Genomic DNA, 21,674 nt, shown 5'->3' on the forward strand with positions numbered 1-21,674 from the left:
TTGAGCGCTCACGGGTATTTTCGGAACTGATGCGGCTGTGCGCTTCCCGGTCAGCGGCCGGGTGGCCTGACGGGCAGGGTGCCCGCCCGTCAGGAAGACGCGTATCAGAAACCGGCCAGCTCGGGCGGCAGCTCGGCTTCGAGCACGACGACCTTGGTGCCGATCGGCACGCGGTCATGCAGATCGATGATGTCCTGATTCAGCAGGCGGATGCAGCCGCTCGACATGGACTGGCCAATCGACAGCGGATCGTTGGTGCCGTGGATGCGGTAGAGCGTGTCGCGGTCGCCCTGATAAAGATACAGCGCGCGGGCACCCATGGGGTTTTCGAGGCTGGGCGGCATGCCGCGGCGGTATTCTTCCAGCTCCGGCTGGCGCTTGATCATCTCGGCGGGCGGCGTCCACGTGGGCCATACGGCCTTGCGGCGAATCGTGGCGCGGCCATCCCAGTCGAACCCGGCGCGGCCGACACCTACGCCGTAGCGGATGGCGCGGCCTTCCGGGCGCACGAGATAGAGGAAGTGGTTGGCGGGGTCGATGACGATCGTGCCCGGCTGCTCATCCGTCGGATAAGCAACTTCACGGCGCAGCAACTCCGGCCGGATCTGGGTCAGATCGACGGCGGGGATGGGGAAACGCTCATGCGGCAGGGCGGCGTACATCTGGTAGTAGTGCGGTTCGATCGCCGGCAGCACGGGTTCCGCCACCCGCGGTTGCGTGGATGCGCAAGCAGCGAGAGACAGGGGAGCGCCGATGACAAACAGGCGTCTGCTGATCACGAACATTATTTCCTCGAAACTGGATGAGAGCACCTTACCCCTCGTCGCCAGCGACGGGTAAAGCGCACCCGCGCCGGATCGGCGCTTCAGGGTGGAAGGTCCAAAAAATCTATTCAACTAACCGGCGGCACGGTTTGTTGGTTCCGGCCTCTCGCGAAGTGAAGGCAATTTCATGGCACGCGAAGATGACGGACGCCCGACACGTCATAGTTGAACCCAAATACGTTAACGTGTGGTATTTCAGGCACAAAAATCAGTGACTTCGCTTCACGTCCGCGTGAGGGAGCCGAAGTGGGAGGCGTGAAATAGGAAAATAGTCCTTGACAGCGTGACGCTGGTTTGCTATGGTTCTTACATGCTCCAAAAGTGTGTCCGGAACCCGCCGTCGTTCGCGACGGGCGGGTTTCTTTTTGGGCGCGGGCGCCGTGTGCAATGCATTGCGACCTGCGAGGGAGGAATCATGCCTCGACCAGACCGTGCCGGTGCGAAACCGGGCAGCGACGCCGCATGGGCGGAGGCGCGGCGGCTCTACGAACAAACCGATGCGCCCGCGCGGGACATTGCCGCGCTGCTCGGCAAGGACAATGCGCGGGGGCTCGCCAGCATCGCCAGCCGGTGCGGCTGGAAACGGGTTGGCAGGACCGGGCCGGAGAAAACGGATGTAAAGACGGAGGGCGCGCGCAAGGGAAGCGTCGATACGGCGGCGGCAAAACGGACGTTGCCCGCCAGCAGCCGGCAGGTGTTGATCCGCAAACTGGAACGGACGGTGGCGCGGGAGATCGGCGCCATCGATGCGCGGTTGCGAAAATATTCCGTTGGGGACAAAGGCGACTCGCAGGGCGTCGACCACGAGCGCCACGCCAAGGCGCTGGCAACGCTGGCGCGCACCCTGCGCGAACTGGCGGCCATCGACAGGGCGGAAACGCCGGATCGGGACATGACGCGCGCGGATGCGGACAGGGCGGAGGATGAAGAGGATGACGCGTTCCCCCGTGACGCCGACGCGCTCCGCGAAACGCTTGCGCAACGCCTTGCGCAATTGTCTGGCGGCCGGAAAGCTCGATGAGTTTCTGGCCGGCTGCGATGCGCGGGCGCTGACTTTTCTGATGCATGCGTGGAGCGACGTCTGGGCGCGCGACGACCAGCTGCCGCCGACCGGCGCGCAGGGCGGCGGCGACTGGACCATATGGCTGGTGGTCGGCGGGCGCGGTGCTGGCAAGACCCGTACTGGCGCGGAATGGGTGCGCGGGCTGGCGCAGGGCATGCCGCCGTTCGCGCCGGAGCCGGTGGAGCGCATCGCGCTCGTGGGCGAGACCATCGCCGATGCGCGTGAGGTGATGGTGGAGGGGGTGTCCGGCGTGCTCGCCGTGCATCCGCGCCACGAGCGCCCGACTTGGATACCGACGCGCCGCCGCCTGGAATGGCCCAATGGCGCGGTCGCGCAGGTGTTTTCGGCTGAAGATCCGGAGGCGCTGCGCGGGCCACAGTTCGGGGCCGCGTGGTGCGACGAGCTGTGCAAATGGCGGCATGCGGAGGAAACGTGGGACATGTTGCAGTTCGGCCTGCGGCTTGGGCGGCAACCGCGTGAACTGGTGACGACCACGCCCCGGCCCGTGCCGTTGTTTCGCAAACTCCTGGCGGATCCGCGTGCGGCGGTGACGCGGGCGGCGACGCGGGCCAATGCGTGGAACCTCGCGCCGGCGTTTCTCGATACCGTGGTCGGCAAATATGCCGGGACGCGGCTGGGGCGGCAGGAACTCGACGGCGAACTGATCGCGGAACGGGCGGACGCACTCTGGACGCGCGACATGATCGACACGGCGCGGGCCGATGCCGCCCCGCCGCTGACGCGCATCGTGGTGGCGGTCGATCCGCCTGCAACATCCGGCCGCCGTGCCGACGCTTGCGGGCTGGTGGCGGCAGGGGTGGATGCATGCGGGCAATATTGGGTGATCGAGGATGCCACTATCGAACGCGCGCGTCCCGCTGAATGGGCGGCGCGGGCGCTGGCGCTCTATCATCGCCACCGGGCCGACGCGCTTGTTGTCGAGGTGAATCAGGGTGGCGAGATGGCGGCGGCGGTTATCGCGGGCGTCGATGCATCCGTGCCCGTGACGCCGGTGCGGGCGACACGCGGCAAATACCTGCGCGCGGAACCCGTGGCGGCGCTCTACGAGCAAGGCAGGGTGCGCCACGCGGCGGCGTTTCCGGCGCTGGAAGACGAGATGGCGGATTTTGGCCCCGGTGGCCTCTCAAGCGGCCGCTCGCCCGACCGGCTCGATGCGCTGGTCTGGGCCATTACCGCCTTGGGGGTGAAGGGGGGTGAGCCACGCGTGCGAACGTTGTGATCGCTCCGGTGAAGCCTGAGCACGCTGCCCCTTCACCTTTTTTGTGAAGACAACCTCGCATTGGCTCGGGCGCGCATTCGCGCTTGCCGCGCTTTGCGCGGAGAGGAGGTGAGCCACGCGTGCGGACGTTGTGATCGCTCCGATGAAGCGGGTGCATGCTGCCCCTTCACCTTTTTTATGAAGACAGCCTCGCATTGGCTTGGGCGCGCGTTCGCGCTTGCTGGGCTTTGCGCGGAGCGGGGCGCCAGCCGCGTGTGCGGGCGTTGTGATGAGATGGCCGATTGGTCTTGTGGGAGGGTGGCATGAGCGATTCATATGGTGCCGGCGGTGGGGTTTCCGACAATATGACCGCCAGCATCGAGGCGACGCGGGAGGCGATGCTCGACCTTGAAAATGTCGCTGAGCGCTTCGGCAATACCGTTACCGGCGTGTTCTCGCGCGCGGTGGTCAACGGCAAGCAGTTCGATGACGTTATCCGCTCGCTCGGAACCCGGCTGACGCAGATGGCCTTGCAGGCTGCGCTCAAGCCGCTGGAGTCGGCGATCACATCCAGTCTCGGCGGGGTGCTCGACAAGGGCATCGGCTCGCTGTCGTCGGCGCTTTCGGGAAATCTGTTGTCGGCCAGCGCGGCGGGCAATGTCATTACCGGAGGCGCGGTGCGGCCCTTCGCGGACGGCGGTGTCATCGCCGCGCCGACCTATTTTCCGCTGGGGCGCGGAACGGGCCTTATGGGCGAGAAGGGGGCGGAGGCCATCATGCCGCTGGCGCGCGGACCGGACGGCAAACTCGGCGTGCAGGCCGCAGGTGGCAGGGGCGCAACCGTGAACGTCACCATCAATGCGCAGGACGTGGAAAGCTTCCGACGCTCGGAAACGCAGGTCGCAGCCGCGCTGGCGCGGGCCGTCGCACGCGGGGGGCGCGGGTTGTGAGGCGATCCTCGGCAGCGTCGGCGGCTGTTCAACGGCTGTCGTTGGAGCGCTTGCTCTGACGGCATCGGGGCGGGCGCTAGAGAGCCGCTATTTTTCAGCAAGTTACGTTCGGTTTGGCGGGTCGGCCTGAACGCAGGCTGCTCCATTTTAACGGGATCATGTCATGGCTTCATTCATCAACCGCCTGTTCGGCGGGGGAGGGCGCACGCGCGCGCCCGATAGGCCCGCAGAGGGGGCGGAACCGCCGGCCACGGAGCGCAAGGCGTCGCGTGCGGCGATGTTCGCGGTTTCCGGGCTGGGCAGGCCGGTGTGGACGCCGCGCGACTACACGGCGCTGGCGCGGGAAGGCTTCCAGCGCAACGCCATCGTGCATCGCTGCGTGCGGCTGATCGCTGAATCGGCGGCGTCGGTGCCGCTGATGCTGCGCGACGGGCGGCGCGAATATGACGACCATCCCCTGCTGGCGCTGCTGACGCGGCCCAACCCGCGTGAAACCGGGGCGGCGCTGATGGAGGCGGTGTACGGGCATCTGCTGATCGCGGGCAATGCCTATGTCGAGGCCGTGCTGCTGGATGGCGCGCCGCGCGAATTGTACGCCCTGCGGCCCGACCGCATGCAGGTGGCGCCGGGGCCGGATGGCTGGCCGGCGGCCTACGATTATCGCGCCGGCACGCAGACGGTGCGCTTCCATCAAAGCGGCGACGTGCCGCCGATCCTGCATCTGCGGCTGTTTCACCCGGCGGATGACCATTATGGCCTCTCGCCCATGGAGGCGGCGGCGGTGGCGCTGGATATTCATAACGCCTCGGCGAGCTGGAACAAGGCGCTGCTGGACAACGCGGCGCGGCCTTCCGGCGCGCTGGTTTATGCCGGGCCGGACGGGGCGAACCTCACGGATGCGCAGTTCGAGCGGCTGAAGCAGGAGCTTGAGGCGCAATTTCAGGGCGTGGCCAATGCCGGCAGGCCGCTGCTGCTGGAAGGCGGGCTGGACTGGCGGCAATTGTCGCTGACGCCTGCGGAAATGGACTTCATGGAAGCCCGCGCGGCGGCAGTGCGCGAGATCGCGCTGGCGTTCGGCGTGCCGCCGCTGATGCTCGGCCTGCCGGGCGATTCCACCTACGCCAATTATGCCGAAGCCAACCGCGCCTTCTGGCGGCAAACGGTGATTCCGCTGGTGCGGCGCACGGCACAGGCCTTGGCGCACTGGCTGACACCGGGGTTCGCGAATGCCGGCGCGCGCGGCGGGCTGACGCTGGAGCCGGACCTCGACGGCATCGAGGCGCTGGCGGGCGAGCGCGAGGCGTTGTGGCGGCGCGTCTCGGCGGCGGATTTCCTCACCGACGACGAAAAACGCGAGGCCGTCGGCTATGGCCGCAGAACGGCGGGAGGGCCTCGTGAACGGCATTGACGCGGGCGGGCTTTCAGTCGTCGAGCAGGTGACGGCCAGCTTCGTGGCGCGCGGCGACCTGGCGCATCTGGCGCTGCTGCTGTGGGCGCTGGCTGCCTCGCTGTTGCTGGTCGCGACCTTTCGCGAACTGGCCAGCGCCAACCGGCGGTTCGACGCGTTCGTGCGCGAACTCGCCCGTTTCAACACCCGGCATGACCGGCACACCGATGCATCATCATGAAGGAGGCGGCTCATGGCACGCTTGACGATACCCCGTGCGCGGACGGGCAAAACCGCATCCGCTGACGCCGCATCCACCCGGGCGGGCAGAGGCGGTTCCACCCGGCGCGGCACGGGCGGGCAGGGAACGGCAGGGCAGGCGCGGGAGGCTATCACGGGCTTCATCCGCACGCTGGAGCGGCTGGATGCCGCCGCGCCGCGCGCGGGAGCCGGGCCGGTGCAGACCAAGGCCGCCACCCGCGCGCCGGAGGGCGAGTGATGCGGCGGAAACTGCCGGAGCCGATACGGATGGAGCCGGAGCGAAAACAGCTTTCCGGCGTGCTCGGCCCCATCGATGGCGAGGGCCGCTTCGAGGGTTATGCCAGCCTGTTCGGCGTGCCGGACCTTGGCGGCGACATCATCGAGCCCGGCGCATTCAGCCAGACGCTGGCCAAACGCGGCGCGGCGGGCGTGCGGCTGCTGTGGCAGCACGATCCCGGCGAGCCGCTGGGCGTGTGGCTGTCGTTCCGCGAGGACGAATACGGATTGCGCGCGCGTGGATGCCTCAGCCTCGATGCGCGGCGGGCGCGCGATGTGCATGCGCTCATCGGCAGCGGGGCGGTGGACGGGCTGTCCATCGGCTTCCGCACCGAACGCGCACGCCGGGAGGCGAACGGCCTGCGCCGTATCTCCCGGCTCGACCTGTGGGAGGTGTCGGTCGTCACCTTTCCCATGGCCCCGGGGGCGCGGGTGCTGGCCGCGCCGCCCGTCGATACCCGCGCCGCAACGCCGTTGGCGGAAGCCATCCGGCGCGCGGCGGCGCAGCTTCTTCATCCCTGAACGGAGAGATCCTCATGACCGTTGAATATGCAGCTTCAGCCAACCATGCCGTCATCGCCGGCGCGCCGGAAACCAAGGTAACGGGCATGTCCCACGGCGAGGTGGCGTCGGCCTTCGCCGATCTGTCGCGGGCGTTTTCGTCGTTCCGCGAGGCCAACGATGCAAGGCTCGATGCGCTGGAAACGCGGCTCGCCGGCGATCCGGTGATCGAGGAGAAAGTGGCGCGCATCGACCGTGCCGTCGATGAGGCCAAAAGCCGCCTCGAACGGCTGGTGCTGGACGGGCGCAGGCCGGTGCTCGGCGGGGCGGGGCCTGTCGCCGATCCGGTGATCGACGAGCATAAGGGCGCGTTCGATGCCTATGTGCGCGGCGGCGAAACGGCAGGGCTGAAGGCGCTGGAAGCCAAGGCGCTGTCGGCAGGGTCTGGGCCGGACGGCGGCTATCTCACGCCAGCATCGGTGGAACGGGAGGTGCTGGCGCGGCTTGGCGCTATCTCGCCTTTGCGGGGGCTCGCCTCGGTGCGGCTGATCTCGGGCGCGTCCTATAAAGGGGCCGTCACGAAAACCGCGCCCGTCACCGGCTGGGTGAGCGAAACAGCGAACCGCCCGCAGACGAATTCGCCCGTGCTGGAGGAACTCGATTTTCCGGCGCTGGAGCTTTACGCCTTGCCGGCTGCAACGCAGACACTGCTCGATGATGCGGTGGTGAACATCGAGGAATGGCTCGTTTCGGAGATCGAGACGGCTTTTGCCGAGCAGGAAAGCAAGGCGTTCGTCGTGGGAACGGGAACCGGCCAGCCCAAGGGCGTGCTGAGTTATGCCACGGTGGGGCATGACGCGTGGAGCTGGGGAAAGCTTGGCGCGACCGTGACCGGGGTTTCGGCGGGGTTCCCGGCGAGCAATCCGGCGGATGTGCTGATCGATCTCATCTACAGCCTCAAGGCCAGCTACCGCCAGAATGCCGCCTTCCTGCTGAACCGCAAGACGCAAAGCGCCGTGCGCAAGCTGAAGGATACCGACGGGCATTATGTGTGGCAGCCGCCCGCCACCGCCGATCAGGCGGCATCGCTGTTCTCCTTCCCGGTGGTGGAATCGGAGGACATGCCGGACATCGGGGCGAACAGCCTGTCGGTGGCGTTCGGGGATTTCCGGCGCGGGTATCTTATCGTCGACCGGGCGGGGGTGCGCGTGCTGCGCGACCCGTATTCCGCCAAGCCCTACGTGCTGTTCTACACTACAAAGCGTGTCGGCGGCGGCGTGCAGGACTTCGACGCCATCAAGCTGCTGAAGTTCGGCACCGTGGCGGCGTCAGGCTGACGCCGGTTACCGCCACCGGGCTGCGCGGCCCCAGCGCTTGAGCGTGCCGTCGATGAACGCGCGCTGCGGCGCGACGAGCACGCCTTGCGTGTAGAGGCCGCACTTGTCGTTGCCGGAGCCCTTCGCCCAGGTGGAAACCGCGACCACCGCGCCATCCGCCCCGGCGATGGGGCCGCCGGAATCGCCGTTGCACACACCCGCGCCGGCGCGCTTGCCGAGGCCCGCCGGGTCTGCCGCCCACAGCAGGATCTTGCCCGGTCCGTAAGGCTCGACCGTGACGAGGCCGGCACGGCGGAACGTGCCCATGCTCTCCTGCGCGCCCTCGCGCTCCACGCCCCAGCCGAAGGCTGAGATGGGGGAGCCCGCGGGCGGCAGGCCGCTGGATGCGAGCACAGCCGGCGTGAAGGGCGCGGGAAGTGGTGCGGCGAGGCGGATGAGCGCCAGATCGATGGAGCGTTCGCGCGCTTTGATCGCTCCGGCGTTGTAGCCGGAATGGGCAACGACCCCGGCCGGCTCCAGCAGAACCGGCTGGCCGGCGGCGTCGCGGTAATGCACGCGGATGGCCTTGCTGCCAGCCTTCCCGCCCGCATTGCCGCCCGTCACGCAATGGGCGGCGGTCAGCACCGCATCCGGCGCGACGACGATGCCGGAGCATACGCCGCCACCCTCGGCCAGAACCATCACCGTGCGGGTTTTCAACGGCCCGTCATCCGGCGCGCCCCTGACGATGGCGGCAGCGGGCGAGGCCGTGACGGCCATCGACATCGCCAGCACCGCACGCCGCATCGCCGGGGTGTGCCGGCCTGTCCACAGATTGCGAAGGACCATCATGATTCCCATTCTCCTGACCGGCCCGCAGATCGAGCCGGTGACGCTCGCCGATATCAAAGGCTATCTGCGCCTCGACGGCAATGACGAGGACAGGCTGCTCCACTCCCTTATCACAGCCGCGCGGCTCATGGTCGAGGCCGAAAGCGGACGCTGCCTCATCGGCCAGACGTGGAGGCTCGTGATCGACCGCTGGCCGGGCGGCGGCTGCATCCGGCTGCCGCTGTCGCCGGTGTCCGGCATCGTCGGGGCGCGGGTATTCGACGGCGATGGGGTTGCATCGTCCCTGGAGGCCGATGCGCTGCGGCTGGACCGGGGTGCGGACCCCGCCGTCATCGCCGTGGCGGGAACGGTGGTTCATCCCGGGCGGCCCTTCGCCGGCATCGAGATCGACGTGCGTGCCGGATATGGCGAGGGCATGGGCGACGTGCCGCCACCGTTGCGGCAGGCGGTGCGCGTCATCGTGGCGCGCTGGTTCGAGCTGCGCGGCGACTGGCCGGAGCAGGTGCCGGCCATTCCGCCGGAAGCGCGGGCGATGATCGCGCCCTACAGGCGAGCGAGGCTGTGACATGGCGCGCACAGGCAGAACCAGAGCCGCCGACATCGGCCTGCGGCGGTTGCGCTTCGCGCTGGAACGGCCGGTCGAGGAAGCGGATGGCGCGGGCGGGGTGGTGCGCCGCTTCGCGCTCTGCGCCTTCGTGTGGGGGACGTTGACGGCCATCGCGGCATCGTCGTCCGCCGCGCGCGATGTCGGGGACAGGCCGGATCTGGCGGCGCGATACCGGGTCGCGATGCGCTGGTGCCGTGGCATCGACGGGCGCAGCCGCTTGCGGCTGGGCGAACGGGTGTTCGAGGTGCTCTCCGTCGTCGATCCGGACGGGCGGCGGCGCGAACTTGTCATCGTCGTGCAGGAGGTGACGCCGTGAGCGCTGATTCAGTGAAAGGGCCGGTGCTGGCGCTGCGTGAAGCCATCGTGGCGCGGCTTGCCGGTGACGAGGCGCTTGTCGGGCTGCTCGGCGGCAAACGACTTTATGACGAGCCGCCGCGCGGCATCGGCGGTGTGTATGCCGTGCTGTCGGATACCCGCTCGCGGGATTGGTCCACCGGCTCGGACAGCGGGTGCGAGCAGGATTTCGCCATCAGCGTATGGGCGCACGCGGGCGGGGCGCGGTCGGCACTGCTGGCGGCGGCGCGGATCGAGGCATTGTTGCATGACACGCCGCTGACGCTGGACGGCCATCGGCTGGTCAATCTGCGCGTGACCAGTGCGGAAACACGCCGCGACGAGCGCGCCAACCGCTCGCGCACGGTGCTGCGGCTGCGGGCCGTGACCGAAGCCGTTGCGGACAACTCTTCCGGCAATTGATGGAGAACCCGATGGGAGCCCAGAAAGGCAAAGACCTGCTGCTGAAGGTGCGGCAGGGAACGGGGGCGTTCGTGACCGTGGCGGGCCTGCGCGCCCGGCAGATCGCGTTCAACGCCGAAACCGTGGATGTGACGCACGCAGAATCGGCCGGGCGGTGGCGGGAGCTGCTGGCCGGGGCAGGGGTGCGACGCGCGGGGGTGACGGGCTCCGGCGTGTTCAAAGATGAAACCTCGGATGAACTGGTGCGGCAGAGCTTCTTCGATGGCGCGATCCTGACATGGCAGGTGATCATGCCGGATTTCGGCAGGGTCGAGGGGCCGTTTCAGGTGACGACGCTTGAATATCGCGGCGATCACGCTGGCGAAGTGACGTTCGACCTGTCGCTGGAATCCGCCGGGCAACTGACGTTTACGGCGATATGAGGCGGATCATGGTCAATCGTAGACGCGGCGAGATCGCCGCCGAACTCGACGGCAGAACATGCAGGCTGGTGCTGACGCTCGGTGCGCTGGCGGAGCTGGAAGACGCTTTCGGCGTCGCGGACCTCGCGGCGCTTGGCGAGCGGCTGGCGGCGGGCAGGCTCTCTGCGCGCGACATCGTGCGCATCCTGCAAGCCGGGCTTCACGGCGCGGGGGAGGATGTCGACGTTGCAGCGCTGCCCGTGGCGGCGGCGCTGCCGGACTATGCCCGCGCGGTGGCGGAACTGCTTGCCGCCACTTTCGGGGAACCGGGCGCGACGCCGGACCCTCGCAAGCCGTAGACGCCGGATGCGCACAAGCCGGGGCGCGGCCCTTCCCCTGGGATGAGGCCATGCGTCTTGGCTTTGGTGTTCTGCGGCTTTCCCCGCGCCAGTTCTGGGGCATGACCGCGCGCGAACTCGCGGCGGCGGCGCTTGCCGTCTACGGGACGCCCGTCGCGGCGCTCGGCGCCGATGGGCTTGCGCTGCTGATGCGCGCCTTCCCCGATGATGAGCAGGATGAGGAATGAGAAGCTATGCCCGCCGATTTTCATGACGTGCGTTTTCCGCTCGATGTCGCGCTCGGTGCGACCGGCGGGCCGGAATGGCGCACGGATGTCGTCACGCTCGGCTCCGGCGCTGAGCATCGCAACGCGCGCTGGGGCCGCTCGCGGCGGCGCTACAATGCCGGATACGGCGTCAAGACGCTCGATGCGCTGCACGCGGTGCTGGCCTTCTTCGAGGAACGGCGCGGCAGATTGTTCGGCTTCCGCTGGCACGACCGGCTGGACGGGCGCTCGTGCGCGCCGCAGCAACAACTCGGCGCGGGCGATCAATGGCTGGCGCATGGCGACGGCGCGGCGCGGACGTTCCAACTGGTGAAGCGCTATGGGACGCACTTTTCGCCCTATGTGCGGCGGATCGGCAAGCCGGTGGCCGGCAGCGTGGTCGTGGCGGTTGCCGGTGCGCCGCTGCCGCCCGCCGCGGTGAGCGTGGACGCCGCAACCGGGCTGGTCACGCTGGCCGCAGCGCCACCGCCGGGGGCGGATGTGACCGCCGGTTTCAGCTTCGACGTGCCGGTGCGGTTCGATACCGACGCGCTCGACATTGACCTTGCGGCCTTTGCCGCCGGGGTCATCCCCGCCATTCCGCTCGTCGAAATCATCGATTGAAGGATATGCCATGCGCGATATTCCTGAAAACCTCGCTACGCATCTGGGCGAGGGCGTCACGACGCTTGCCCGCTGCTGGAAGCTGCTGCGCCGCGACGGCGTGGTGGCGGGATTTACCGATCACGACCGAGACCTGACGTTCGCGGGAGTCACTTTCCGTGCCCGCTCCGGGCTGGAGGCGGCGGAGGCGAGCGCGGAACTCGGCTTTGCCGTTGGCGGCGGGGAGGTGGCGGGCGTGCTCTCCGCCGCCAGCATCGCGGAGGCCGATGTCGCGGCCGGGGCCTATGACGACGCGACCGTCGAAACATGGCTCGTCAACTGGAGCGACGTTGCCGAGCGGGTGTTGCTCGACGTGGCTTCCATCGGCGAGATCCGGCGCACGGAACATGCCTTCACGGCAGAGCTGCGCGGTGTGATGCATCGCTATGACGAGGAGCGCGGGCGCGTCTACCGCGCGGATTGCGCCGCCACGCTTGGCGATGCGCGCTGCCGGGTGGCGCTGGATGCACCGCACCTGCATGCCGCCGGGACCGTGACGGCGGTGGACGGAGCATTGGGATTGTCCAGCCCCGTGCTCGCCGGTTTCGCGGATGGCTGGTTCACCGGCGGCGCGTTGCGCTTCGCCAGCGGCGGCAACGCGGGGGCGGTGATCGAGGTGCGGGCGCATATCGGATCGTCGCTGCAACTGTGGGTGGCGACGGCGCGGCCCATCGCCGTTGGGGATGCGTTCCATGTTACGGCAGGGTGCGACAGGAGCTTCGCCACCTGCCGGGCGAAATTCGGCAATGCCGTCAATTTTCGCGGTTTTCCGCATATGCCGGGCAACGACTTCGTCATCCGCTATCCGTTGCAGGGCGAGCCGGGGTTCGACGGCGGGAGCCTCTTCCGATGACGACGCGTATGCGGATCGTGGAAGAGGCGCGCGGCTGGATAGGCACGCCCTACATCCATCAGGCGATGCTGAAGGGCGTGGGCTGCGACTGCCTCGGGCTGGTGCGCGGCGTGTGGCAGGCGCTCTATGGCCAGCCGCCGGAAATGCCGCCGCCCTATACGCCGGACTGGGCCGAGGCGGGCGGGGTCGAAACGCTGCGCGATGCGGCGCTGCGCCATCTCGTGCCCGTGCCGGAGGGGCGGATCAGGGCCGGCGATGTGCTGCTGTTCCGCTGGCGGGTGCATGTGCCGGCCAAGCATCTTGCCATCGCCGCGGGGGAGGATGCGGCGGTGTCGATGATCCATGCGCACGACGGCGGGTGCGTCTGCGAGGTGCCGCTCTCGGACTGGTGGCGGCGGCATCTTGCGTATGCGTTCGCGTTTCCCGGTGTCATTGACGATTGAAGGGATGCGCCATGGCGACTCTGGTGCTTCAGGTGGCGGGCGCTGCCGTCGGCGGGCTGATCGGCGGGCCTGCCGGGGCCATCGCCGGGCGGGCGCTCGGCGGTATCGCGGGGGCGATGATCGACACCTCGCTGCTGTCTTCCGGCAGCGGCGGGACGAAACACACCGAGGGGCCGCGCCTGGCCGACATGGACGGGTTGACCTCGACGGAAGGCGCGCCGGTGCCGCGCGTCTACGGACGGGCGCGGATCGGCGGGCAGCTCATCTGGGCGACGCGGTTTCAGGAGGAAGCGACGCATGACGTGAGCCGCTCGCCAGCCAGCGGCGGCAAGGGCGCGATGCGCGGCAAGGCCAGCGTCACCACAACCTACAGCTATTACGCCAATCTTGCCGTTGGGCTGTGCGAAGGGCCGATCGGGCAGGTGCGCCGCGTGTGGGCGGACGGCAAGGAGCTGGAGCCCGAAATCGGCTATCGCGTCTACGGTGGCACGGAGGATCAGCCGCCGGACCCGCTCATCATCGCCAAGGAGGGGGCGGACAACGCGCCCGCCTATCGCGGCCTTGCCTATGTGGTGTTCGAGCGGCTGCCGCTGGCGGCGTTCGGCAACCGGGTGCCGCAGTTCTCGTTCGAGGTGGTGCGCCCGCTCGACGGGCTGGGCGGGCAGATCCGGGCGATCCAGATCATTCCGGGGGCGTCGGAGTTCGCCTATGAAACCGCCGCCGTGGTGCGGATCGTCGAGCCCGGTGTGTCGCGCATGGAGAACATGCACCAGCAGGGCGGCGTCGCGGATGTGGTGGCCTCGCTGGATGCGCTTGCGGTGGTGTGCCCCAATCTGGAGCGCGTCTCCATCGTCGCGAGCTGGTTCGGGGATGATCTGCGGGCCGGGAACTGCACCGTCGCGCCGCGCGTGGAGTACAACCTCAAGAATACCACCGGCAGCTTCTGGACAGTGGCCGGCTTGCGGCGTTGGCAGGTGAAGGAGGTCAGCCGCCTGAACGGTGCGCCCGCTTATGGCGGAACGCCTTCCGATGCGTCAGTCATTGCGCTGATCCGCGAGGCGAAGCGGCGCGGCTGGCAGGTGATGCTGTATCCGTTCGTGATGATGGACGTGCCGCCCGGCAATGCCCTGACCGATCCCTACACGGGCGGACGGGGCCAACCGCCGTATCCATGGCGCGGGCGCATTACCTGCGATCCCGCGCCGGACCGGGCCGGAACCGTGGATGGCACGGCGGCTGCCGCTGCGCAGGTGGCGCGGCTGTTCGGGCCGGCGAATGGCTGGGGGTTGCGGCGGCTGGTGCGCCACTACGCTGCCCTTGCGATGGAGGCGGGCGGGGTGGACGCGTTCGTCATCGGCTCCGAGATGGTAGGGCTGACGCGCGTGCGCTCCGGGGCAGGGGTGTATCCGGCGGTGGCCGAATTGCAGGCGCTGGCCGGGGAGGTGCGCGCCATCGTCGGCGGCGGAATACGCATTACCTATGCCGCGGACTGGACGGAGTATGGCGCGCATGTGCGCGACGGCGGGGCAGAGGTGCGCTTCCCGCTGGACCCGTTGTGGGCCGACCCGGCCATTGACGCCGTGGGCATCGACTTTTATCCGCCGCTGTCCGACTGGCGCGACGGCGACGGCCATGCCGACGCGCGGGAGGCGGCATCCGTTTACGATCTCGATTATCTGACACGGCGCGTGACCGCCGGCGAGGGATACGACTGGTATTACCCGGATGCGGCGGCGCGTGTCGCCCAGGTGCGGGCGCCGATTGCGGATGGGGCATATGGCAAGCCGTGGATGTTCCGTCAGAAGGATCTCGCCGGGTGGTGGAGCCATCCGCACGTCGAACGGGCCGGGGGTGTCGAAGTGGGCGCGACGGCGTGGTCGCCGGGCTCGAAACACATCTGGCTGACGGAAATCGGCATCCCGGCGGTGGACCGGGGAACCAATGGCCCCAACGTGTTTCCGGACCCCAAATCATCGGAATCGGCACGGCCGCCGTTCTCACGCGGCACGCGGGATGACCTCATCCAGACGCGTGGCTTGCAGGCGATCATCGGTGCTTACGGTTCCGGCGTTACCCCTGCCAATCCGATGTCGCCGCTCGACGGGCTGCCGATGGTGGACGCCAGCCGGCTTTACGTCTGGACTTGGGACGCACGGCCCTATCCGGCGTTTCCCGCGCTCACCGATGTCTGGCGCGACGGCGAGAACTGGGAAACGGGACACTGGCTGACCGGCCGGCTCGACGGGCTGACGTTGCAGGGGCTGGTGGAAATCGTACTCGCCGATTGGGAACTGGGCGGGGCGCAGGTGACGCTCGACGGGGAGCTTGACGGCTATGTCATCGACCGACCGATGTCGGCGCGGGCCGTGCTCGAACCGCTGGCGGCGGCCTTCGGCTTCCATGCTGTGGCAAGCGGCGGGCGGGTGCGGTTCCGGCATAACGCCGGGCCGCCGGTCGCGGCGCTGACGGAGGGGGAGATCGTGCCGGATCGCGACGGGGCGGGCATCGCCCTGCGGCGGGCGCAGGAGACGGATCTGCCTTGCGAGATCAGGCTGGGCTATACCGATGGCGACCGCGACTATCGCCGGTCGGCGGCGTTGTCGCGGCGGCTGGCGGTGGGAAGCCGCCGCACGGAAGGGCGCGACCTTGCTGCCGTGATGCGACCGGGACTGGCGCAGCACCTGGCGGATATCGGTTTGCAGGCTGTCTGGGTGGGGCGCGAGACGGCGACGTTCGCCCTGTCGCCCCGCCACGCCGCGCTGGAGCCGGGAGATGTCATCGCCTTGCCGGTGGATGGCGGGACGCGGCCATTCCGGGTGTCGCGCATCGCAGACGGGGCTGTGCGGCAGGTGGAGGCTTTTGCCGTCGCCCCATCGCTGGAGCGGGGCGCGGTGCCGCATCTACCGCGGCACAGACCGTCCGTGCCGGCGCTGCCGGGGCCGCCTGACGTGACCGTGCTGGACCTGCCTGTCGCCACGGGATCGCCGCCGGTGTTGCAGGCGCTGGCGGTGTTCGCCGATCCGTGGCCATCGCGGGAGGCCATCTGGCGCTCCGGCGACGGGGCGGGCTTCGCGCTGCATGCGGTGGCGGAACTGCCGGCGATCACCGGAGAGACGCTGACCGATCTGGGGCCGGGGCCGCTGTGGCGGTTCGACGATGGCAACAGTGTCGATGTGCGGCTGCGGGGCGGGCTGCTCGCCAGCATCGACGATGCAGCGCTGCTGGCTGGCGGCAATGTCATCGCCGTCGCCGGGTCGGACGGTCGCCACGAGGTGCTGGGCGCAGGCCGTGCGGAACTGGTGGCGGATGGCGTGGTGCGGTTGTCGCGCCTGCTGCGCGGGCTTGGCGGTTCCGAACCGGAGGCGGCGCGGCATGTCGCGGCAGGGGCGCGGGTCGTGGTGCTGGACAGCGCGCTGGTGCCGCTGACCACGGATGTCGCCGATATCGGCAGGCCGTGGCTCTATCGTGTCGGCCCGGCGTCGAGCGACCATGCGGGGCCGATGGTGGTGAACCTCACCGCTGCCGCAACGGGCGAGGCGCTGAAGCCGTTCGCGCCGGTGCATCTGCGGGCGCGGCGAGTGCCGGAGGGCGTCGTGCTGTCGTTCATTCGGCGCACACGCGTCGGGGGCGACAACTGGGAGCTGGCGGACGTGCCGCTGTCGGAAGAGCGCGAGGCATATGAGATCGACATTCTCGCCGGAGGTGCGGTGCGGCGCACGCTCACCGGCGGGGCAGCGGCCATGCTCTATGAAGCGGCGGCGGAACTGGCGGATTTCGGTGCGCCGCAGAGCCTGTTGACGATTTCGGTTTTCCAGATGAGCGCGGTTGTGGGGCGGGGCTCTGCCGCGACCGCGACATTGCAAGTGCGCTGAAGTTGCAAGTGCGCTGAAGGAGCGCCCTGAAAGGACAATCATCATGAGTGAGACGACGAAACTGCGCCTGCCGTTGCTGGCGGCGGCGCAGGCGCAGAAACACGTCACCCATAACGAGGCGCTGCAGAAGCTCGACGCGCTGCTGCATCTGGAGGTGCTTGACCGACATCTGGCCGCCCCACCCGCCAGTCCGGCGGACGGGGATCGCTACATCGTCGGCGCGGGGGCGAGCGGCGCGTGGGCTGGTGAGGACGGCCATGTCGCGGCGTGGCAGGACGGTGTGTGGCGTTTCTTCGAGCCGCAATCGGGCTGGCGTGCCTTCGTGCGCGATGAGGCGACGCTTTATGTGAAGGCGGAGGGCGGCTGGGTTGCCGTGGGCGGCGGCGGTGGTGGCGGGGCGTTGCAGCATGTCACGCTGCTGGGCATCGGCACCGAGGCGGATGCGCAAAACCCGTTCTCGGCGCGGATCGGCAAGGCGCTGTGGGCGGCGACCGAAACATCGCAAGGCGGCACTGGCGATCTGCGCTACACGTTCAACAAGCAGGATGAGCCGAACGTTCTGTCGCTGCTGTTCCAGAGCGGCTGGACGGCGCGGGCGGAGGCCGGCCTGATCGGCGATGACGATTTCCGCATCAAGGTGTCTGCGGACGGTCTGGCGTGGCGGGATGCCATGCATGTCGATGCCACTTCCGGGGCCGTATCGTTTCCGCAAGGTGTCAGTCCCCGGCCGTGGGTGACGCTGGCGGACGCGCCCGTCATCGCCATCGACGCGGCTGCCGGTGACAGCTTCCGCGTCTCGGCAAGCGGGGCGCGCACGGTGGCGAGGCCGGACAATCTGGCGGACGGAGTGCGATTTTTGCTGCGCATCGTCAACACGGCGGCAGTCAGCCTGACCCTCGATGCCGTCTTCGTACCGTGGTCCGGCACCGTGCCGGTGTTCCGCACTGCCGCCGGGGCCGCGAACACGATCGACTGCGTCTATGACGCGGCGGCGGGCAGCATTTTTTATGCATGGTACTGATCCGGAGATGTCATGAGCGATGAAACACACCATTGCGTGACACGGCCATCGTCATGTCACGATCCCTTGTCGCGCCAGGATCCATTGTCGCGCCACGATCTCTGCATCCGGCGCGGCGACAGCGCCGTCGTCACCTTGCGCTTCGGCACGCTGTCGCAAACGGGGGTGAAGGAGGTTCTCGACCTCTCCGGCAGTGACATCGTGCTGGAGATCGACTGGCCAGGTGGCCAACTGGAACGCCGTTCCGGTAACGGGTTGACGCTTGACGGGCCTGGCGGCGTCGTAACCTGGCGGGCAACCCCGGAGGAAACGCTGGCGCTGCCGGAAGGCAGAACCGCCACGTACTGGCTGATGCGCGACATGCCGGATGGCGAGCGGCGAACACTGCTCGCCGGGTATGTCATCGGTGAGGGATTTGTCAGCGAGACAGGAGGGCCGGCGCATGATTGAACCGGAGAATGACGGCATCCTGACCGTAGAGGTGCTCATATCCGGGCCGCAGGGGCCGCGCGGGGAAGCTGGACCGGAAGGGCCGGCAGGGCCTGTTGGTCCACCCGGCCCACAAGGCAGTCAGGGCGAGCCGGGGCCACGCGGCGCGAGTTTCGATGTCGATGTGACCGGGCCATTGGCCACGCGCGATCTGTATGACGGGGAGGCTGCGGGGTTCGCGCTCCTCGCCAGCGATGCCGGCCAGCTTTATATCCGCGAAGGCGCTGCCGGATGGTCTGACGGGATATCCTTCGGCAAGGGCGATCCCGGTGCTCAGGGGCCGTCTGGCCCTGCGGGGGTGCAAGGCCCGCAAGGCGAGACCGGGCCGCAAGGGCCGAGGGGTGACGCGGGGCAAAGCTTCAGCGTCAACGTCGTCGGCGTGCTGGTGGATCGTCCTTTATATGATGGCGAGGCAGCCGGATTCGCCTTTCTCGCTTCCGATGTCGGCCAGCTTTACATCCGCGAAGGCGCTGCCGGGTGGTCTGACGGGATATCCTTCGGCAAGGGCGATCCCGGTGCCCAGGGGCCACCCGGTCCTGCGGGTTTGCAAGGCCCGCAAGGTGAGATCGGCCCGCAAGGTCCGAAGGGCGAGCCGGGTGTGCAGGGGCCTGCCGGGCCAACGGGGGCAACGGGGCCAAAAGGCGCAGCAGGGCCGCAAGGGCCAGTAGGCGCGGCGGGGCCACAAGGGCCTAAAGGCGATGATGCCGCTATCACTTTCGCCACAGACGAGCAGACGAAAACCGGCACCGCGACTGCCTTGTCCACGCATCCGGCCGGCGTGGCATCTGCGGTGCAAGCCGGGTCGTGGATATACGCCGCCGCAAGCGGCAGCGCCAACGCTATCACGATCACGCTCTCACCCGCGCCGGCGACACTGGGGGCGGGAATGCGCGTCGCCTTCATGGCGGCGGTTGCGAATACCGGCACCGTTACCCTCAACGTCAATGGGCTTGGCGCGGTTTCGATGCGCGACAGCAACGGCAGCGTGCTGAGAGCCGGGGACATCGCGGCCGGGAATCTCTACCCTGCCGTTTATGACGGCACCTGGTGGCGGTTGATGTATCCGTTCCAGTCCACCGTTGATCGTGCCGGCTTGCTGGAACTGGCGACCAATGCGGAAACCCAGAGCGGCACCGACAGTGTTCGCGCCATAACGCCAGCCGGTCTCGTATCGCGGACGGCGACGGAAGGGCGCACCGGCCTTGTAGAGCTGGCGACCGCCGCCGAGGTTGCGGCGCTGGCGGATACGGCGCGGGCCATTACGCCGGCCGGGCTTGCGTCGGTGTTCACAGCGTCGAAAGCTCTGGGCGGTTATCAGAAGCTGCCCGGCGGCCTCATCCTGCAATGGGGAACGTCAGTGGTGACGACGGGCGCCGCCGGCGAGGTCGCCGTTTATTATCCGGCAGCCTTCCCGACCGATACCCTGTCGGCTGTCGCATGGAACGGCTATGCGGCCTCCGGTGCGCTGAACATCAATAATTTCAGGGCCGGAGGCGAGTGGCCCAAACCGACCGGATTTGCGGTGCAGGTGTGGAGCATCCAGTCCTCAGCATGGCTGGCCAGCGCGACAGTTCGCATCGACTGGCAAGCGGTGGGCCACTGAAGGAGATTGCGATGAATGTTTACGCTCATGTCGTTGACGGCGCTCTGGCCGGTTTTTACGCCGCAGACATTCACAAGCCGCCGCTGCCTCTAAACGCTAAGGCCAAGGTTCTGGCTGCATGGCATGCCGACCCGCGGCCGCCCATGCCCGAGGGCGTGGTTGCCATTTCGGATGACGATCATCGGCGCTGGGTGGCTGATCAGACTTTGATCCTCGATGGAGATCGGCTGATGCACGCGCCGTAACTCTGTACGCCGTAATTTGAAATAAGCGCCGCTGCCTGGTTCAGCGGTTTTTTGTTGCCCGGCTCAAACCGGGTTTTTTCGGATGCCCGTTTTTTCTTTGCCTGGGGATCATCATGACACGGAAAATCACCGGCTACTGCCTTGAGAAGCTGAAGCAATGGGAGGGCTTGCGCCTCGCCGCGTATCAGGACAGCGGAGGGGTCTGGACTATCGGCTATGGCCACACAGGACGGGATGTCTATCGAGGCAGGACGATTACAGCGGCGGAGGCCGAAAGTCTCCTCGTTGCTGACGTGGCACGCTTCGAACTTGCGGTCGACGGAGCCGTGAAAGTGCCGCTCTCCGACAACCAGTTCGGCGCGCTGGTGTCGCTGGCGTTCAATATCGGGGCAGGGGCTTTCGTGCGTTCTACACTGGTGAAAAAGCTCAATGCGGGCGACTACGATGCGGTGCCCGCGCAACTGGCGCGCTGGGTGCACGCCGGCGGAAAACGAGTGCAGGGGCTGGTTAACCGCCGGGCGGCGGAAGCTGGTCTGTGGGCGACGAATGCTTTCGTCGCATCGGCGCCGGTCCCGGCCTCGCTACCGGCAGCGCCCGTGATTACGGGGGAGTCGGCTGCTGTCACCGCCGGTTTGCTGTCCGCAATCGCCGCTGCTGCCAGTGAGCCGGGGCCATTGCAGTGGATGTTCGGCGCCCTGCTTGTCTTGTCCTACGGTGCGAGCGCGCTGCTGTGGGTGAAAGCGCGATTCGACACGCAATAGAGCCGTTGCGGTAAAGTCATGATATGCGGGGGCGCTCTTGACGTGGCGATAATCTTCAATATCCCGGGTGTCGTTGATTGTCGCCCCCGTATCACCATATTGGCGCGGCAGATGGTGCCACAGACAGATATGCCGGGTGAGTCAGGTTCATGCAGCCGTCCCTTGAGGAAATACTCGATAATTTCGCCTTTCTCGACGACTGGGACGACAGGTATCGCTACCTGATCGAACTGGGCCGAATGCTGGAACCGCTGCCGGAAGATGCGCATACCGACCGCAACAAGGTCCACGGCTGCGCCAGTCAGGTTTGGCTCGACGCGAAAGTCGAGAACGAGCCTGAGGGCGCGCCGCGGCTGATCTTTCGCGGTGACAGCGATGCCCATATCGTGCGCGGGCTTATCGCGCTTGCATTCGCGATCTATTCCGGCCGCCCAGCGAGGGATATTCTCCAGACCGATGCCTTGCCCATCTTCGATCGCCTCGGCCTTGGCGCGCACCTGACGCCGCAACGCTCCAACGGACTGCGATCCATGGTGGACCGGATCAAGGCGGATGCGCGTGTAGCGGCAGCGGGCTGAAACGGAGGCCGCGCTATCTTTCGCCCACCCGACGGTGTGAAATTATCCACAGGGTTCGGGTATGCGGCAAAAGATTTCACCAAGCCCCGTTGACAGTCCGAGAGCGGTTTCGTAGATAGACATCCTCGC

25 protein-coding genes and 1 pseudogene are annotated in these 21,674 nt (G+C 67.9%); 24 read left to right on the plus strand and 2 right to left on the minus strand.

Translation table 11 applies throughout. From position 1 onward, the window contains the following. Positions 1-104: 104 nt before the first annotated feature. Positions 105-785, minus strand: a complete 681-nt coding sequence (locus tag FHS81_RS08140; RefSeq protein ID WP_183752027.1) for a L,D-transpeptidase — start codon at positions 783-785, stop codon at positions 105-107. A 454-nt stretch (positions 786-1,239) separates the two neighbouring features. Here FHS81_RS08140 and FHS81_RS08145 point away from each other — a divergent pair, with 454 nt between their 5' ends. The 8 genes from FHS81_RS08145 (at position 1,240) to FHS81_RS08180 (ending at position 7,818) form a co-directional block, all read left to right on the plus strand. Further along, entirely contained in the window at positions 1,240-1,845 is a 606-nt protein-coding gene (locus FHS81_RS08145) for a hypothetical protein (protein WP_183751747.1), read from the plus strand. Then, a complete protein-coding gene (locus FHS81_RS08150; protein ID WP_183751749.1) occupies positions 1,757-3,127 on the plus strand; it encodes a DNA-packaging protein in 1,371 nt (456 codons plus the stop codon). Before FHS81_RS08145 ends, FHS81_RS08150 begins: the two co-directional genes overlap by 89 nt. Positions 3,128-3,429: 302 nt before the next feature. Further along, the gene (locus FHS81_RS08155; protein WP_183751751.1) at positions 3,430-4,056 is read left to right on the plus strand and encodes a phage tail tape measure protein; all 627 of its coding nucleotides are present in this window, start codon (positions 3,430-3,432) and stop codon (positions 4,054-4,056) included. Positions 4,057-4,219: 163 nt separating this feature from the next. Further along, positions 4,220-5,464 (plus strand): phage portal protein, encoded by a 1,245-nt coding sequence (locus tag FHS81_RS08160; protein WP_183751753.1) that lies wholly within the window; start codon positions 4,220-4,222, stop codon positions 5,462-5,464. Continuing rightward, positions 5,451-5,684 carry a hypothetical protein gene (locus FHS81_RS08165; protein WP_210281615.1) on the plus strand — a complete coding sequence of 78 codons (234 nt, stop codon included), beginning with the start codon at positions 5,451-5,453 and terminating at the stop codon, positions 5,682-5,684. The genes FHS81_RS08160 and FHS81_RS08165 overlap by 14 nt, the downstream gene beginning before the upstream one ends. A gap of 12 nt (positions 5,685-5,696) precedes the next feature. Continuing rightward, entirely contained in the window at positions 5,697-5,942 is a 246-nt protein-coding gene (locus tag FHS81_RS08170; RefSeq protein ID WP_183751755.1) for a hypothetical protein, read from the plus strand. After that, positions 5,942-6,502, plus strand: coding sequence for an HK97 family phage prohead protease (locus tag FHS81_RS08175; RefSeq protein ID WP_428982441.1), 561 nt, complete (start codon positions 5,942-5,944; stop codon positions 6,500-6,502). The genes FHS81_RS08170 and FHS81_RS08175 overlap by 1 nt, the downstream gene beginning before the upstream one ends. A gap of 14 nt (positions 6,503-6,516) precedes the next feature. After that, positions 6,517-7,818 (plus strand): phage major capsid protein, encoded by a 1,302-nt coding sequence (locus FHS81_RS08180; RefSeq protein ID WP_428982442.1) that lies wholly within the window; start codon positions 6,517-6,519, stop codon positions 7,816-7,818. Positions 7,819-7,824: 6 nt separating this feature from the next. On the opposite strand, the gene FHS81_RS08185 is transcribed toward FHS81_RS08180, so the two are convergent. Further along, complete coding sequence (locus FHS81_RS08185) at positions 7,825-8,649, minus strand: S1 family peptidase (RefSeq protein WP_246374911.1); 825 nt, start codon at positions 8,647-8,649, stop codon at positions 7,825-7,827. Here FHS81_RS08185 and FHS81_RS08190 point away from each other — a divergent pair. The 16 genes and pseudogenes from FHS81_RS08190 (at position 8,648) to FHS81_RS08265 (ending at position 21,545) form a co-directional block, all read left to right on the plus strand. Beyond that, positions 8,648-9,214 (plus strand): head-tail connector protein, encoded by a 567-nt coding sequence (locus FHS81_RS08190; protein ID WP_183751757.1) that lies wholly within the window; start codon positions 8,648-8,650, stop codon positions 9,212-9,214. The two genes, FHS81_RS08185 and FHS81_RS08190, sit on opposite strands and share 2 nt — an antisense overlap. A 1-nt stretch (position 9,215) precedes the next feature. Then, positions 9,216-9,572 (plus strand): head-tail adaptor protein, encoded by a 357-nt coding sequence (locus tag FHS81_RS08195; RefSeq protein ID WP_183751759.1) that lies wholly within the window; start codon positions 9,216-9,218, stop codon positions 9,570-9,572. Next, complete coding sequence (locus tag FHS81_RS08200; protein WP_343052453.1) at positions 9,569-10,012, plus strand: DUF3168 domain-containing protein; 444 nt, start codon at positions 9,569-9,571, stop codon at positions 10,010-10,012. Before FHS81_RS08195 ends, FHS81_RS08200 begins: the two co-directional genes overlap by 4 nt. Before the next feature lie 11 nt (positions 10,013-10,023). Next, on the plus strand, positions 10,024-10,434 hold the full coding sequence (locus FHS81_RS08205) for a phage major tail protein, TP901-1 family (protein WP_183751761.1): 411 nt from the start codon (positions 10,024-10,026) through the stop codon (positions 10,432-10,434). 8 nt (positions 10,435-10,442) lie between these two features. Continuing rightward, positions 10,443-10,772, plus strand: coding sequence for a gene transfer agent family protein (locus FHS81_RS08210; RefSeq protein ID WP_183751763.1), 330 nt, complete (start codon positions 10,443-10,445; stop codon positions 10,770-10,772). A 41-nt stretch (positions 10,773-10,813) separates the two neighbouring features. Next, positions 10,814-10,999: pseudogene (locus FHS81_RS08215) on the plus strand (phage tail assembly chaperone); the annotation flags it as partial. A 6-nt stretch (positions 11,000-11,005) separates the two neighbouring features. Continuing rightward, the gene (locus tag FHS81_RS08220) at positions 11,006-11,641 is read left to right on the plus strand and encodes a DUF2460 domain-containing protein (RefSeq protein WP_183751767.1); all 636 of its coding nucleotides are present in this window, start codon (positions 11,006-11,008) and stop codon (positions 11,639-11,641) included. A 10-nt stretch (positions 11,642-11,651) separates the two neighbouring features. Beyond that, a complete protein-coding gene (locus FHS81_RS08225) occupies positions 11,652-12,533 on the plus strand; it encodes a DUF2163 domain-containing protein (RefSeq protein ID WP_183751769.1) in 882 nt (293 codons plus the stop codon). Beyond that, the gene (locus FHS81_RS08230) at positions 12,530-12,976 is read left to right on the plus strand and encodes a C40 family peptidase (protein WP_183751771.1); all 447 of its coding nucleotides are present in this window, start codon (positions 12,530-12,532) and stop codon (positions 12,974-12,976) included. The genes FHS81_RS08225 and FHS81_RS08230 overlap by 4 nt, the downstream gene beginning before the upstream one ends. An 11-nt stretch (positions 12,977-12,987) precedes the next feature. Then, positions 12,988-16,848 (plus strand): baseplate multidomain protein megatron, encoded by a 3,861-nt coding sequence (locus FHS81_RS08235; RefSeq protein ID WP_183751773.1) that lies wholly within the window; start codon positions 12,988-12,990, stop codon positions 16,846-16,848. Between the two features lie 43 nt (positions 16,849-16,891). Beyond that, entirely contained in the window at positions 16,892-17,869 is a 978-nt protein-coding gene (locus FHS81_RS08240) for a DUF2793 domain-containing protein (RefSeq protein WP_183751775.1), read from the plus strand. 12 nt (positions 17,870-17,881) lie between these two features. Further along, complete coding sequence (locus FHS81_RS08245) at positions 17,882-18,319, plus strand: hypothetical protein (protein ID WP_183751777.1); 438 nt, start codon at positions 17,882-17,884, stop codon at positions 18,317-18,319. Further along, entirely contained in the window at positions 18,312-19,961 is a 1,650-nt protein-coding gene (locus FHS81_RS19180) for a gp53-like domain-containing protein (protein WP_281374434.1), read from the plus strand. The genes FHS81_RS08245 and FHS81_RS19180 overlap by 8 nt, the downstream gene beginning before the upstream one ends. An 11-nt stretch (positions 19,962-19,972) precedes the next feature. Next, on the plus strand, positions 19,973-20,206 hold the full coding sequence (locus FHS81_RS08255) for a hypothetical protein (RefSeq protein WP_183751779.1): 234 nt from the start codon (positions 19,973-19,975) through the stop codon (positions 20,204-20,206). Positions 20,207-20,319: 113 nt separating this feature from the next. Next, positions 20,320-20,967 carry a lysozyme gene (locus FHS81_RS08260; RefSeq protein ID WP_183751781.1) on the plus strand — a complete coding sequence of 216 codons (648 nt, stop codon included), beginning with the start codon at positions 20,320-20,322 and terminating at the stop codon, positions 20,965-20,967. A 149-nt stretch (positions 20,968-21,116) separates the two neighbouring features. Next, entirely contained in the window at positions 21,117-21,545 is a 429-nt protein-coding gene (locus tag FHS81_RS08265; RefSeq protein ID WP_183751783.1) for a SufE family protein, read from the plus strand. Positions 21,546-21,674 lie beyond the last annotated feature (129 nt).

It is taken from the genome of Pseudochelatococcus contaminans (assembly GCF_014195635.1).
Classification (GTDB): Bacteria; Pseudomonadota; Alphaproteobacteria; order Rhizobiales; family Beijerinckiaceae; genus Pseudochelatococcus; species Pseudochelatococcus contaminans.

Coding starts and splice junctions, on each gene's coding strand:
- FHS81_RS08140 (WP_183752027.1), bottom strand. CDS start 785: ATGTTCGTGATCAGCAGACGCCTGTTTGTCATCGGCGCTCCCCTGTCT.
- FHS81_RS08145 (WP_183751747.1), top strand. CDS start 1,240: ATGCCTCGACCAGACCGTGCCGGTGCGAAACCGGGCAGCGACGCCGCA.
- FHS81_RS08150 (WP_183751749.1), top strand. CDS start 1,757: ATGACGCGTTCCCCCGTGACGCCGACGCGCTCCGCGAAACGCTTGCGC.
- FHS81_RS08155 (WP_183751751.1), top strand. CDS start 3,430: ATGAGCGATTCATATGGTGCCGGCGGTGGGGTTTCCGACAATATGACC.
- FHS81_RS08160 (WP_183751753.1), top strand. CDS start 4,220: ATGGCTTCATTCATCAACCGCCTGTTCGGCGGGGGAGGGCGCACGCGC.
- FHS81_RS08170 (WP_183751755.1), top strand. CDS start 5,697: ATGGCACGCTTGACGATACCCCGTGCGCGGACGGGCAAAACCGCATCC.
- FHS81_RS08175 (WP_428982441.1), top strand. CDS start 5,942: ATGCGGCGGAAACTGCCGGAGCCGATACGGATGGAGCCGGAGCGAAAA.
- FHS81_RS08180 (WP_428982442.1), top strand. CDS start 6,517: ATGACCGTTGAATATGCAGCTTCAGCCAACCATGCCGTCATCGCCGGC.
- FHS81_RS08190 (WP_183751757.1), top strand. CDS start 8,648: ATGATTCCCATTCTCCTGACCGGCCCGCAGATCGAGCCGGTGACGCTC.
- FHS81_RS08185 (WP_246374911.1), bottom strand. CDS start 8,649: ATGATGGTCCTTCGCAATCTGTGGACAGGCCGGCACACCCCGGCGATG.
- FHS81_RS08195 (WP_183751759.1), top strand. CDS start 9,216: ATGGCGCGCACAGGCAGAACCAGAGCCGCCGACATCGGCCTGCGGCGG.
- FHS81_RS08205 (WP_183751761.1), top strand. CDS start 10,024: ATGGGAGCCCAGAAAGGCAAAGACCTGCTGCTGAAGGTGCGGCAGGGA.
- FHS81_RS08210 (WP_183751763.1), top strand. CDS start 10,443: ATGGTCAATCGTAGACGCGGCGAGATCGCCGCCGAACTCGACGGCAGA.
- FHS81_RS08220 (WP_183751767.1), top strand. CDS start 11,006: ATGCCCGCCGATTTTCATGACGTGCGTTTTCCGCTCGATGTCGCGCTC.
- FHS81_RS08225 (WP_183751769.1), top strand. CDS start 11,652: ATGCGCGATATTCCTGAAAACCTCGCTACGCATCTGGGCGAGGGCGTC.
- FHS81_RS08230 (WP_183751771.1), top strand. CDS start 12,530: ATGACGACGCGTATGCGGATCGTGGAAGAGGCGCGCGGCTGGATAGGC.
- FHS81_RS08235 (WP_183751773.1), top strand. CDS start 12,988: ATGGCGACTCTGGTGCTTCAGGTGGCGGGCGCTGCCGTCGGCGGGCTG.
- FHS81_RS08240 (WP_183751775.1), top strand. CDS start 16,892: ATGAGTGAGACGACGAAACTGCGCCTGCCGTTGCTGGCGGCGGCGCAG.
- FHS81_RS08245 (WP_183751777.1), top strand. CDS start 17,882: ATGAGCGATGAAACACACCATTGCGTGACACGGCCATCGTCATGTCAC.
- FHS81_RS19180 (WP_281374434.1), top strand. CDS start 18,312: ATGATTGAACCGGAGAATGACGGCATCCTGACCGTAGAGGTGCTCATA.
- FHS81_RS08255 (WP_183751779.1), top strand. CDS start 19,973: ATGAATGTTTACGCTCATGTCGTTGACGGCGCTCTGGCCGGTTTTTAC.
- FHS81_RS08260 (WP_183751781.1), top strand. CDS start 20,320: ATGACACGGAAAATCACCGGCTACTGCCTTGAGAAGCTGAAGCAATGG.
- FHS81_RS08265 (WP_183751783.1), top strand. CDS start 21,117: ATGCAGCCGTCCCTTGAGGAAATACTCGATAATTTCGCCTTTCTCGAC.